At 67.9% G+C, this 12,873-nt stretch carries 6 protein-coding genes and 2 pseudogenes; 1 reads left to right on the top strand and 7 read right to left on the bottom strand.

The genetic code is table 11. The features are described from left to right. Nucleotides 1-58: 58 nt before the first annotated feature. The 6 genes and pseudogenes from AB0J58_RS33510 to AB0J58_RS33485 all read right to left on the bottom strand — a co-directional run bounded on the left by AB0J58_RS33510 (nt 59) and on the right by AB0J58_RS33485 (nt 10,188). Nucleotides 59-1,582, bottom strand: a pseudogene (locus tag AB0J58_RS33510) (ISKra4 family transposase). 75 nt (nt 1,583-1,657) lie between these two features. Continuing rightward, the gene (locus AB0J58_RS33505; RefSeq protein WP_364223507.1) at nt 1,658-2,233 is read right to left on the bottom strand and encodes a hypothetical protein; all 576 of its coding nucleotides are present in this window, start codon (nt 2,231-2,233) and stop codon (nt 1,658-1,660) included. A gap of 171 nt (nt 2,234-2,404) precedes the next feature. Continuing rightward, nucleotides 2,405-6,394 (bottom strand): MobF family relaxase, encoded by a 3,990-nt coding sequence (gene mobF, locus AB0J58_RS33500; RefSeq protein WP_364223505.1) that lies wholly within the window; start codon nt 6,392-6,394, stop codon nt 2,405-2,407. Nucleotides 6,395-6,669: 275 nt separating this feature from the next. After that, nucleotides 6,670-6,858 (bottom strand): hypothetical protein, encoded by a 189-nt coding sequence (locus AB0J58_RS33495; RefSeq protein ID WP_364223503.1) that lies wholly within the window; start codon nt 6,856-6,858, stop codon nt 6,670-6,672. A gap of 20 nt (nt 6,859-6,878) precedes the next feature. Beyond that, nucleotides 6,879-8,318: a pentapeptide repeat-containing protein gene (locus AB0J58_RS33490; protein WP_364223501.1), complete on the bottom strand. Its 1,440-nt coding sequence runs from the start codon at nt 8,316-8,318 to the stop codon at nt 6,879-6,881. Between the two features lie 265 nt (nt 8,319-8,583). Continuing rightward, nucleotides 8,584-10,188 (bottom strand): pentapeptide repeat-containing protein, encoded by a 1,605-nt coding sequence (locus AB0J58_RS33485; protein WP_364223499.1) that lies wholly within the window; start codon nt 10,186-10,188, stop codon nt 8,584-8,586. 277 nt (nt 10,189-10,465) lie between these two features. Here AB0J58_RS33485 and AB0J58_RS33480 point away from each other — a divergent pair. Then, nucleotides 10,466-11,542: pseudogene (locus AB0J58_RS33480) on the top strand (tyrosine-type recombinase/integrase). An 87-nt stretch (nt 11,543-11,629) separates the two neighbouring features. On the opposite strand, the gene AB0J58_RS33475 reads toward AB0J58_RS33480, so the two are convergent. After that, the coding region (locus tag AB0J58_RS33475; protein WP_364223497.1) for a tetratricopeptide repeat protein at nt 11,630-12,873 on the bottom strand (1,244 nt) is incomplete at its 5' end.

The following is a 12,873-nucleotide window of genomic DNA, read 5'->3' as shown; positions in this document are numbered from 1 at the left end:
CTACCTCACCGAGCCCGAGATCGGGTTGGGTACGGCTCCTTTCGAGGGACCGAGCTGATCAGGTGATGAGCTCGTAGTCGTGCTGGCCGTGGACGCGCTGATGTTCTTGGCCGAGGTGATGGCGCCAGTATTCGGGCAGATCGTTGTTGGTGATGAGGGCGCGGAGCTTCAGGACGGCTTCGGCTCCGGCAAGGCCCCAGCGGGCGCCGGTGATATCGAGGCGGTCGGCGATGAGGTGGCGGCAGGCGCCTTCGATGACGCCGGTCGCGATGGGCTATCCAGCGGCCAGGGCCTGGTCGTAGCGGAGAAACTCTGCGTGGTCGGTCAGATAGCGGATGCAGGTGTCGATGCCCTCTCGCCGGTCGGCGGGCAGTTGCGCGGCCTGGGTATCGAGATCGGTGATGACCTCGCGTGTGTGTCCGGCCAGGAGGGCCAAGGCGTGGGTGGCGACCCAGTCCTCGGCTGCAGGATCGGCTGGCCGGTGCAGGCACCACGCGCCGGCCCAGAGCTTTTTGATGACGTGAATGAAATCGATGACGATGTTGATGGCCACGCTGCGGCGGATGGCCTCGGCGCGGATGAGGTCGAGCTGGTGGCGGGCGCCGTCGACGAGCACGACCCAGACGCGAGCATGGCGGGGATCGCGGGCTTCGGCCTGGTCGAACAGGGCGGCAATCACCTCATCCGGGTCGTTGATCACCGAGCTGCACAGCCATTTCCCGCTCGCGTGAGGTCCTGGCCGTGGCCTGCGTTCGCCGGTGCGTCCGCCGGGCAGGGCGACCACGTCGTGCGGGCGACGCCGCGCGGGCTCGGCGTCGTAGAGGGCACCGAGAGTGGCCATCCGCTTGCGGCACGACTTCTGACCGGCCGCAAGGCGGGTCCGGAACGTGCGGGTGGCTCGGGCAGCCGCTTTCGCGGTGGCCAGGCGAAACGCCTCGGGCCGCATCACCACGCCCTTGGCGTCACAACTGAGCACCAGCAGCTCCTCACGGGTGCGCGGCACGGGGGTGCGCTGCTGATAGAAGGCGTCGATATCGACGGCGGCGGTCTGCGCGAGGCGTTGCAGCTGCCGTTTGCCGAGCACGTTCCCGCACCGAGCGGTGATCGCGGCGTGAGCGGCGTCGAACGAACCGCGGACCGCTTCGGCCACCGCCAGGCGGGCCAGTCCGTGGCTGTGGCGCCCCGCAGGCAGCGACAACGCCATGTCCGCGGGATAGACGTTCGGCAGGCCGGGAGCACGCCAGGCGCACCGCGTCACGGTCACCGTCCCGAAGACGGTGGCCAGCAGCCGGTGATGCCGCATCTCCACCCGCCGCCGCGGCAGGCCGTCGGCTCCTACCACCGCGGCCCTGCCGATCCCGGCCTCGGCGACGGCGTCCTGCTCACGTAGCGCCCGCAGATCCAGACGGGCCTGCAACAACAGCCGCAGCAGCTCACGGCCCTGCTGCTCGATCACCTCCTCAAGCCGATCATGCGTCCAGGACACGGCCTGGGGGCCGGCGAGCTGTCGGAGTAGACAGTTGAAGGTTCTGATCGCCGCTGCAAAGACGTCAGCGGCTGCATCTGCACAGTACGGTTCCACCGCAGGGCTCTTCTCGTGGGCCGGTTCGACTGGTTGGCACCTTCGAACCTCCCTAGCAGGAGAGCCCCGCCGCAATCACTGCGGCGGTGAGGACCCGATGCCGTCACCTGAACCAGCCGGTCCCCTCTTCGACGCGCGGCCGGTCACCTGCTCGGTCACCCTGAACAAGCCAGCGCCCACCTCCTCCAGCCAACCGCGCTCGACCAGCCGTTTCAGCTTCGACCGCAGCCCTTCCCGCGTCGAGGCCGCATCCTGCAGGCCCATCGCCACCAGTAGCTGCCCCGCCCGCATCGGCCCGCCCCCATCGACCAAGATCTCAACCGCATCCCGATACGCCTGCGGCAACACCTTCGTCCCCATCCCCGAACGCCACCGCGGCACCGTCACCACCCCCAACCGCACCACCTCCGGCGGCCCCTCCTCCGCCCCCGCCGCGTCAGCCGGGCTGCCCTCCTCATCGGGCTCCTCGACCAGCGAGGCGGCCTCACCAAGGATCTCCTCAACCGTCTCGCGCGTGACCACCAGGCGAGACAACCGGGCCTCCTCGGCCCCCAGCCGCTCGGTCGACTCGCTGACCTGCTGTCGCAGCCCCTCGATCCGACGCCGAGCCGTAGCCTCCCGCCGCGCCAGTTCCTCAAGCAACGAGCCCATCGCCACCACCGCCTCGCCTCAGACGGTAGGACGTGATCCCTCGCCCAACCAGGCCCGAACCACGAACTCCCAGCTCAGCCACTCCCTCAGAAGGAGCCGCACCCTTCCGGCTTACTTGGTCTGCCCTCCAGTGACGCTCTCCCGCGCCGGGCGGCGCCTACGCTTCCGTACTTACATACTGAAGCCAGGTCCACGACGAAGATCGCTGCGACTGCGATTGGTCGGTGGCTGGTATGCCTGGGAGGGGCCACGCTGGTTGATGCGGCTGTGGGGCGGCTGAGCGTCCGGTCGCTTTGCTGTGGCCTGTTCGGCTCGGACGGCTCGTTCGAGGTCGCGCTGGTCAGGTGGCAGGTCGGCGCGGCGCATGATCTCGCGTTGGATCGTAGTGAGTTCGTGCTGAGCGGCCTTATGAGCTTGGCGAAGCCCTTGGGCGCGCATCTTGACAATGTCGACGTCGCTGTCTCGGGCAGCCTGCAGGCTGATGTCGAAGGAGTGCAACAGTTCGGCGTGGCGGCGGCGCAGGTGCGGCCAAGTGCCAACCGGCGGGGCCTGTGCGGCGGTCTGGCGAGCGGACTCTTCCAAGACCGGGCCGTGGGCACGGATCGGCGCGAGGTGCTGGGTTATGCGCTCCTCGCTTTCGTGTAGGTCGATAAGCTCGGCTGTCAGGTCTCGGCGACGGCCTCGCTGCCACGGGCGCAGGCTGGCCAATTCGTCCTTGACGGCATGCTCTTGCCGGCGCAGCTCAGTCAGGCGCTGGCGGCCCTCGATGACCGCCTGGCGTGCCTGCTGGAGCTGGAGGGCGGCAGCCTCGGCCGTCTCAATCCGGCTGGTCTGCTCCTCAATGTCGGCGCGCTCGGCCAGCAGGCAGCGTTCGTGTGGGCCTCCGCCATCAGCGGCCAGGCGCTGAGCGATCTGTTCGGCGGCTCTGGCCTCGGCGACCGTCGTGTCGAGTTGTCTCCCGAGTCGGCTCATGCGGTGACTCAGCTCGGCGTCGTCGGCCAACCCGACACCGTAGGGGGAGTTGGTGAGGGACTGCAGAACGCGGGCGCGCTGCACGGTGATGCGAGCCGCGCGATCGGCGGCCTGCACCTCGGCTTGGGCGCGCTCGAACTCGGCGTATGGAGACGCGTCTGCTTGGACAGACGGGATGAGGCGTGTCTGGTGGGCGATGGGTTCGGGTTCGGGAGTCAAAAGTTGGTCGGCGCGGTCGCCGCAGAGGGCCGTGGCGTAGGCGGCCAGGGCGCGCTGCAGTTCGTCGGCCGGGCCGCGGGTTGGGCCGTGGCGAAGCCGGTCGGCGTCGCTTTCCAGGAGCTCAAGAGGTAGGTACAGGTGGGCACTGTGCCGATCGCGGCTCAAGGCCGTGTACGCGCTGTTCGGGTCCAGGCCCAAACCGTAGACGAACGTGTTTCGACCGGTCAGGCCTTGGGCGGAAGCCACGGTCATCACGGTGCCGTACGACAGACCACCAGCCGCGATGTAGGCAGGGCTGACCCATTCATGTACCAGTGCGGCTCCATCCAGCCCAGCCTGACGCCATTCGACCTGTACGCCCCGCCTGCTATCGATGGCGGTGACATGGCCGCGGTAGCCATTGAGAACGTCCACCGGGCCTTCGCCGCGGCGGGTGCGGTAGTCGTTCTTGCGTACCCGTACGTGGTCCCCGACGGCCAGGGCGATGCTTGAGCCGCCGGCCAGGTGGTAGAGGCGTTCAGGGCCGGACAGCTCGCCCAGTTCGCGGCGGATCGCTCGGGCGGCCAGGTTGAGCCGGTTGGCAGCCTCGTTCGTTCCTGCCAGCACCAGCAGGTCGGCCAGTTCGTCATGCACGCCCGGCCCTTCGACGCCCCGGTACGGTTGCCGGGCGCCGGCCCAGTCGGCGATCAGCCGGGCCATTGTGTCGTCGGCTCCTGCCTCGGCGTGTACGTGGCCGCCTGAGGCCCAGGTATGCAGGGCCTGGCGGCGTTGGCCGGCTCGAAACAACTCCAGGGCTTGGCGTTCGAGGGGGTCGCACTGGCGGCGGTTCTGCCGCAGCACCAGCCCGTCGACCTGGCGGTGGATGGCGGCGAATCCACCGCCCACGCCGATCGCGCGCAGTTGCTTGGGGTCCCCGAGGAGCACCACCTTGGTGCCGTGCCTTTCAGCGTCGTCCAGGAGAGTGGCCAACTGGCGGTCGTCGACCATGGCGGCTTCGTCGACCACCAGCGCGTCCACCCCGGCCAACCCCCGCCCGCGCTGGATGCGCAGCAGCCAGGTGGCGATCGTGTCAGTGCCGATGCCGGATTCGGCGCGCAGAGTGGCGGCGGCGATCGCCGCGGTGGCCGCGCCCCGGACCACCAGGCCACGGCTCTCGTAGGCGGCGCGGGCGGCGGCCATCAACGTGGTCTTGCCCGCGCCGGGCACGCCGATGATCGCCTCCACCCCGTGCCCGGCGCGCAGGACGCGTTCCAGCACAGTTCGTTGCTCGCCGGTGAAAGCCATCTGGTGGCCGACCTGGAAGGTGTCCAGGGCCAGGCGGACGGCATCAGCGTCCAGCACGGCCACGCCGCCGTTGTAGCGGCGGCGCACGATGGCCAGCAGGGCCTGTTCGGCGGCAAGGATGTCGGTGCTGGTGTAGCGAGCGGAGTTGGCCATATGACGCGCCCCGGCATCACTCAGCCGCACCGCTGGAGCCAGCGCCAACACCTCATCGACCAGCGTCTCGGCCTCGGCCAGATCAGCCACCCCGTCGGGGAGCGCGTCCAGGACCGCAGCCAGCACAGCGGCCCGGGACACCTCCTTGCGATGCGCGGTCAACCCGCCCTCCGTCCGCCAGATCCACGCCGCGATCTCCGCCGGAGAAGGCCGCGCGGGCAACGGTGCGCCGCTACGGCAGGCTGCGACCAGCGCGACCGGGTCCACGCCGGCCGCTTCGAGCTGGTTGTGCCAGTCGGCGCGTAACTCGGCTTGCCCGGGGTCGGTTCTGTGCTGGCGGCTTTCGGCCGAGGCCACCTTCTTGGCCCGCCGAGAGGCCTCCCCAGCGGCGAAGCCGAGTTTGGTCAGTACCTGCTTCACCTGGCCGTCACGCTTGGAGAACAACGTCCGCACCGCGGCTGGGATGGCCGCGATCTCCCACTCTCCGGTCTCCGGGCTCCGGGTCCAGGCGATGCCGTAGCGCTCAATCGCTACTCGGCGCACTCGCGCCTTGAAGAAGGCGTCGGCGGCGTGCGCGTGCCGGTATAAGTCCCGTCCTCCGGACGCGACCGCCGACCATTTCCCATCCAACCCGCGCGCTGCGTTTACGATCACCACGTGCGCATGCCAATGCGGATCCGGCGCCGACGCCCCCACCGGACGCGCGGTTCGGTGCGTCATCACCCAGCCGAGTAACCCGCTCGTGCCCATCTGCTCAGCCAGCCGGCCGTCGCCCTGGTGACCTCGCTGACCGTAGCCCACCCACTGCTCAACCGCCGCGACCGTCTCGAACACCGCTTCAGCGGCGACGCCCTCCAGTCCCGCCGCGAAGCTGGGATCGGCCAGCCCGATCAGCACCGACACGCTCTTGGTCACGTCAAGAGTCAAGTCATAGCCGCGGTTGCCGATGCGAACCCGTGCGTCGCGCCACTTACGCGCGTACGCCAATTCCTCTCGCTCGTACACCTCGGCCAGGTCGACACCGGCAGCGAAGGCCAACTGGTCCAGATCATCAATGCGCACCAGGTGCGCCTCGCCTTGCCGAGCGATACCGCGTGCCATCTGAGCCGCCCGCTTGACCATCGCCGGGCGGGCGGCCAACAGGCCCTCCACAGTGGTACCGCGCTTGGCTGCGGTAGCCTCCAGCGCCTCCCCAAGCGGCGCCGCAGGCAGCTTGCCGCGTGGATCGACGACATGCTTGGCCTTCATCAGCAGCTCGTCGGTAATCGGGTCCTCACCGTTCATCAACGCCCGCGCCATGCCGTGCTGGTCGGCCGTCAGCGCAGTGCCCGGGACGATGCCCACCTCACGCAGACCCTCACCGATCCACACCAGCCCGCGCTCACCGCCCAGCCGGTAGCTCAGCTGCTCATCCAGTTCCTCGCTGGGGTCGTGACCGCGCTCGCCCGCATATGGCACGCCACAACCGGCGCCCTCCCGTAATCGATAATCCACCTGCTCCATGCAGGGACCGAGCACATTCACCCAGGCCATGCGACCCCCGTCCAGACGGTGGCGGTAGCGACGATGGCAGGGCCGCTGATGGCGGGAGCAGCCCAAGATGTATCGCAGATACCTTCGGTCTAAGTCTTGAATTGATCTTGTAAGGAATTATGACAGGTTGTGTTGATATTAGGTAGATCGCAATTAGAGATGGTGATAGCAGCGTTGAAATAGTGGTTTCTGAAAGATCTTGCTTGAAGGTTGTTGCGCGTGGATTCGATGTCAGTGACTGGCTACCGATCACCTTGGGCGGCCGGGGGTGCTCGCTATCGGCTCAAGTGGTCGTGGAGCATGCGGTCGAAGGTGTCGCGCAGGTCAAGGTCGCGGGTGGCCTCCAGCAGGGCGCGAGCCAGCACCAGTTCGGGGGTGCGGTCGGCCATCACGAGCCTGACGCGCGGCGCCCGGGCGGGGTGTTCCATGGCCACCACCCGCATGCCGTCCGGGACGCCGAACATGCGCTAGCTGCCTGCGTGCTCTATTCCAATGTCGCGGTACCGAGCCAGGCAGGAAGCAGCACACCGATCGGCGCTGGTTTCCGTAGCTCCGGCGGATGTGACCAGTCGCGTACCGTGCGGAAGTCGACCACGCTGCCGGAGAACTTCGCGTCGTCGAAGTCGATCACAGCGCCGGAGAACCGGGCACCGTCAAAAGTGATCATGCCGTCGGAGAGGTCCGCGCAGTCAAAACCGATCTTGCCGCCGGAGAACTTCGTGTGGTCGAAGCCGACTGTGCCGCCGGAAAACCGTGCGCTGTCAAAGGTGAGGGTGCCGCCGGTGAACTTCGCCTCACGGAAGTCGACCACGCCGCTGGAGAACTCTGCCAAGTCGAAGGTGACGTCGCCGTCGGAGAAGCGTGTGCCGTTGAAGGCAACTGTGCTCCCGGTGAACTGCGCGTTGTCGAAGGCGAGCGTGCCTTCAGTGAATCGCACGCGGTTGAAGGTGATCGTGCCGATAGTGAACTGCGCGCTGTCGAAGATGACGTCGCTGCCAGTGAACTGCGCACCGTCGAAGGTGACCTCGCCGCCGGCGAACTGCGCGCCATCGAAGTAGACCTCGCCGCCGGCGAACTGCGCGCCGTCGAAGTAGAGGGCGCCACCGGAGAGCTGCGTATCACTGAAATAGACCTTGCCACTGGTGAACTTCGCCTCACGAAAGTCGATCACGCCGCCGGATAACACCGCGCCGCGGAAATCGCCGCCATCGAAGATGACTCCGGTGAAGTCAAAGGTGTGGCCTTGCCAAGATGTGGTGGCGTCTTTGCGGAGGTGGGCGCCGATAACTCGGATGATGGTATGGCGAACCTCGCGCAGGCCGGCGAAGGCCAAACGTTCTGCCGAGGTACCGTCGGCGCCGAGGTCAGGGGCGTAGGGCATGCGCAGGTAGGCGCACAGCACGTCGATGCAGGTCTGACGGAGTTGGCGGGTGGGAGCGTCGTCGGCCAGTCCGGCCAGAGCGTGGACCCCACCGAGTTGAACGGCCGGGGAGGAATCGCCGAGCTGGGCGACCGCAGCGGTAAAGCGGTCGGTGAGCTGGCCGCGTTCGGTCAGCTCATGGGTGCGCCGCTGACCTTGCTCGGTGAGTTCAAAGATGCGCAATTGCGCCTGCTCGTTGAGCTCAGCTGAGCGGCGGGCCGCTTCCACACCGTCGTGAGCGGCCTGGGCGCTGCGCCGGGCCGAAGCGGCGTTGGTGGCGGTGTAGTAGATCGCTGCGGCGGCCAACAACCCGGTCCCGATAGACAAGGCACGATTGCGAACCGCGTCCAGTGCCTCGGCCAGTTCCTTGCCCCGCAACCCGGTCACGCCGTCTATGTCCAGTACCCATGCCGCCCCTGGACCCAGCATCCACCCCAGTCCTGCGACCAGAACTACGCCCAGCACCGCGAGCGCGAACCAGGAGAAAACCGACCGCCACCTCATCCCTCCAGGTTGATCGGTTCGCCTAGTCTCCACGGCGTGATGACCGTCAGCGATGGCCAATTGTGATCGGACACTCGGGTCGCCGAACCGGGCGCAGGCGATGGCAGGCGAACTCGTGTACGCGGTCGCTCACCGCTCCCCTCGATCGTCGGCGACGGTGGCGCAGCGGACCTTCATCGCACCCAGTGAGTACTTTCCTGTCTCGCTGCGGCTACGCGCGGCCTTGCCGCTGTGTTCCCCGACGTCCGCGCGCCGACTGGACGAGTTAGCCCTTGGCTTCCGGTGTCGACGGTTCGGTGTCATCCCATTGGAGCGTCCCAGAGCCATCGGGCCGGTGAATGACTGTCCAGCCTTCCGGCCAGTGGTGCATGCCGTCCGGCTCCAAGAGCCGAACTTTGTTGAACACGAAGGTCGTGGCGGTGACGGTCCCGGTGAAGATCGTTCCGTCGAACCAGGCTTCTCTGGTGAAGGTCACTCTGCTGAATCCGGCGTATCCGGTGAAGACTGCCCTGCTGAATACGGCGTCCCTGGTGAAGGTTGCCGCATCGAACCATGTGTCCCTGGTGAAGGTTGTCTTGTCGAACATGGCGTCCCTAGTGAAGGTCACCCCGTTGAACGTGACGTCCTCATTGAAGATCGCACTGTCGAACTTGGCGTTCTTGGTAAAAATCGCCCTGTTGAAGCTGGCTTCCCCGATGAAGACTGCTCTGTCGAACCCAGCTTCCTTGGTAAACACGGACCCATTGAACTTGACGTCGCCAGTGAAGGTGGATCCGTAGAACGTGGCGTTCCCGGTGAAGGTCGCCTTATCGAACCAGGCTTCGGTGACATGACAGTAGTGAAAGTCCAGGTCGATGAGGGTAGCGCCGGTCAGCTCGAGACGCATGCCCTCCCAGAACCGGGGTTCGGCAGGGGTCGTGTCCCGGTCCTCGGGAGCGCGGTCGTCGCGTAGGTGCTCGGCCAGGATGCGCTGGGCGGTGAGCCGGACCTGCCGCTCTCCCTCTGCGTCCTTGACCGCAGAGTCGCCGATGATGGGTGCAGATGAAGTGGGCGCGATCACCCGTCCTCGGGCGGTGGCGCGTAGAGCCTGGTGACGCCGGCGGGCATCACGTAGAGCCTCAGCCCGTTCTCGAGCCGGGTCAACCGGCTCAGGCAGGATGGGCAGGGCGTACGGCATGCGCAAATAGGCGCAGATCACGTTGACGATGGTCTGGCGGTGCTCGGGGTTGCCCTGAGCCAGACGTTCCAAGGCATACAGCCCGCCCAGCCGGACGGCAGCGCCTGCGTGGCCGAGTTGCTCAACGGCCTTGGTGTACAGCTCCGTTACCCGGCGTTCGGTGGCATCTTGGCGGTTGTGCTCGGCGACCTGTTCAGCCAAGCGGGCATTGCGCTCGGCGATCTGCTCGGTCAGCTGAGCGTTTCGCTCGGTCAGATACGCCGTGACATGCGCGGCATGCTCCTGGTGACGCTGACGGCGGAAGGCAAGCATCACGGTAATGGCCGCACCGATCCCCGCGCCCAGGGCCAAGGCAGTCTGGATCGCACCCTGGCGGGCTGCGGCTTCCTCGGCCGCTTTCGGTAGCGGTGGCAGACTGCTCAACAGCCACCAAGCCATCGCGAACGCTGCGCCGCCAACCGCCAAGGCGGCCGGAACGATCCACCAGGCTGCGGCCCACGGCGTACGTAACGCTGGTGGCGCCACCGGCTTGGCTGTTGCACCTGAGATGGTCAGGTCGGCCGGAACGAGATTGGCGTCGGCGAGTGGAACTGCGGGGGTATAGCGGTGGGACAGGCGCATCTTTCCATCCCAGCCGATCCGCTTCGCCCTGTGCTCGCCCGTCGTGTGATCGTTACGATCCGCTGCCAGCATGCCTCATCTCCGCAGCAGCGATGGAGATCGGGCTGAAGTCGGCATCGCAGGTTCAAAAAGTTCTTGATCTTGGCGTGTTATTCCGCGAGCCGACTCTCCACTCGGGTCGGTGTGTCAACGGCCCGTTGATATACACTCCCGCCCTATCGCCCTACAGCTCCCTGCATAAGTTTCATTATCCGGGGAGTCTCGATAGGAGCTCCCCGGATAACCACCGGGCAGCGGCCGGGCTAACGCCGGAAAAACTCCCCGGATAAGAAGGAGAGAAGCCCGGAGGGTGACCACGAGCACCGGCAACAAGATCAACAACGACGACGGCGGCGGCGAGACCGGCAGCCAGGTTGACGATCACGATGGTGAGCGAGACGGCAGCCGAGTCGACAACCGCGTTGCCGATCTGGGCGACTCCCAAGTCGGCAATGTGGTGGTGCTCCGGCCCGGTCGTGAGGCAGGGGCGGTGACGGCCGCCGCAGAGGTGGCGTTGGCCGCGTTCGGCACGTATCTCGATCGGTGCGCGCTCGCGAAGAACACCGTGACCGCCTACCGGCTCCAGGCGCTGGCCTACCGGGACTGGCTGCTCGCGCGAGCCGCCGAGCACGCGGATGCGTTCGTCGATCTGGTCGGCGCCGAGGCCGCGGTCACTGCCTGGCGCCGGCATCTGCTGGCCGCGGGGGCGTCGCCGGCGACGGTGAACCAGGCACTGGCCGCGGTGACGCTGCTGTATGAACACGGACCCGTGCTGCGGCTGGCGGTCAAGCGCGCCCGGGTGCCCAAACCTGGAGCTCCGAATGCGTTGTCGCGGGCGCAGGAGAACGCGGTCCGCCGCGCCGCCGACCGGCGCGGCCCCCGTGACGCCGCCCTCACCGCCGTCCTACTGGGGGCTGGGGCGCGCGCCGAGGAATGCCAGCGCCTGCGCGTCGGCGACGTGGCGATCACCGCGCGCAGTGGAACCGCCCGCCTGCACGGCAAGGGCGACGAGGTGCGCACCGTCCCGCTGCCGGTCCCGGCCCGCGAACGCCTCACCGCCTGGCTGAAGGTGCGCGCCGAGCTGCTGGCCGCGCGGCCCGCCCTGGCGGACACGGTCGGCGAAGGACTGTGAGCCGGACAGCGCGGACGGCTGTCGGTCGACGGCGTCACCGACGTGGTCCGCGCGGTCGGCAAGGACGCCGGCCTGCCGGGCCTACGCCCGCACCGGCTGCGCCACACCTACGCCACCCGGCTCCGCGAAGCCGGCGCCGACCACGCCCAGATCCAAGCCCTGCTCGGGCACACCTCCATCGAAACCACCGCCCGCTACTTCCGCGCCTCGGCCACCGAGGTCGCCGACCTGGTCGACCGCGCCCTCGACTACTGACGGCGAAACGATGGGAACGGTTGCATTGAGCCGGCGATCGAGGCGGAGCTCAAGAACACCGTGTGATCGCCTCCGCTACCTGGCCGTCTATACGAGTCCTGCCTGCTCCCGCCAGTGCGCCAGGTGGCTTCGGCTGGTCAGGGTGTGGGGGTGGTCGGGGCCGAGAACCCGCAGGTGGTCGGTGAGGAGGTCTTCGAAAGCCGCGGCCGCGCCTGCCGCATTCCCAGCTTGCCACCGCCAGTGCGCCAGGTGGCTTCGGCTGGTCAGGGTGTCGGGGTGGTCGGGGCCCAGCACCCGCAGGCGGTCGGTGAGGAGGTCTTCGAAAGCCGCGGCCGCGCCTGCCGCATCCCCAGCCTGCCCCCGCGAGCGCGCCAGGTGGCTTCGGCTGGTCAGGGTGTCGGGGTGGTCGGGGCCGAAAAGCTGGGTGGCGGTGGCATGCAGCCGGGTGTATTCGGCGGCGGCTGCGTAAACCTGTCCACTGTCGCCGACGCTGCTCGCGGCGCGAAACAGGATCGGGTGTGCCTCATCGTTCCATTCCCATAGGGCGATACCGGTGAGGGTGCCCAAAGTGGCGGTGTTGACGCGCAAGACGGGCCCGGCCTGATCGCGTTCGACATCCGGCCATACCGTCATCAAGGCATCGGCGGCGATACGCGCGACGGCGGCCAACTCGGCACCGGAGAAGGTATCGCGGGTGGCGCGCTGGATGAGCTGGTGGACCCGCACCTCCTGAAAGGATGCGGTGGGGTCGTGGTTAATGAGGCTGAAGCGGTGCAACACCCGCAGCCCATCGCGGGCGTCGGCAGCCGATACCTCCCTCGTGGCTCGGGGATGTCGTTCGGTTGCCAGGTAGGCCAGCACCGGGGTGCTGGTCAGTGCGGCCTGCGGGATGCCGTGCGGATCCAGCAGCGATGCCACCTGCAGCAGGGGCCGGGCCAGTCCGGCGGGCCGGGCACGGTCGGCGCGGTCGATCGACAACGACCAGGCCGCGGCCACGATCGCGGGGTGGTCGTCGGGCAGAGCGTCCTCCTCGGGTACCACCTCGGCCAGTTTGCGGCGCCGATCGGCCAGCCGCTCCCGGTAGCCGGCGCAATCCAGGCCCGCGTCGACCAGGTAAGCGGCCGCCTGCGCCAGCGCCAGCGGCAGATATCCCAGGTCGGCGGCCAGCGCGTCGATCTCGGCGTCGCTGTCGACCCGGTCGTGAACGGCGAGCTTGGCGCTGAGGTAGGCGCGTGCCTCAGCCTCGGTGAACACCCCCACATCTACCACCCGGCGGCCCGGAGAGGGCAGGGCCGCGTCCCGTGCGGGGATTACGAACCGCCCGGCGCGGT

Origin of the sequence: Streptosporangium sp. NPDC049644 (genome assembly GCF_040675205.1) — a bacterium.
Taxonomy (GTDB): domain Bacteria; phylum Actinomycetota; class Actinomycetes; order Streptosporangiales; family Streptosporangiaceae; genus Streptosporangium; species Streptosporangium fukuiense.
Note: the sequence above shows the minus strand (reverse complement) of the source record. Positions and strands in the feature narration are given on the sequence as shown.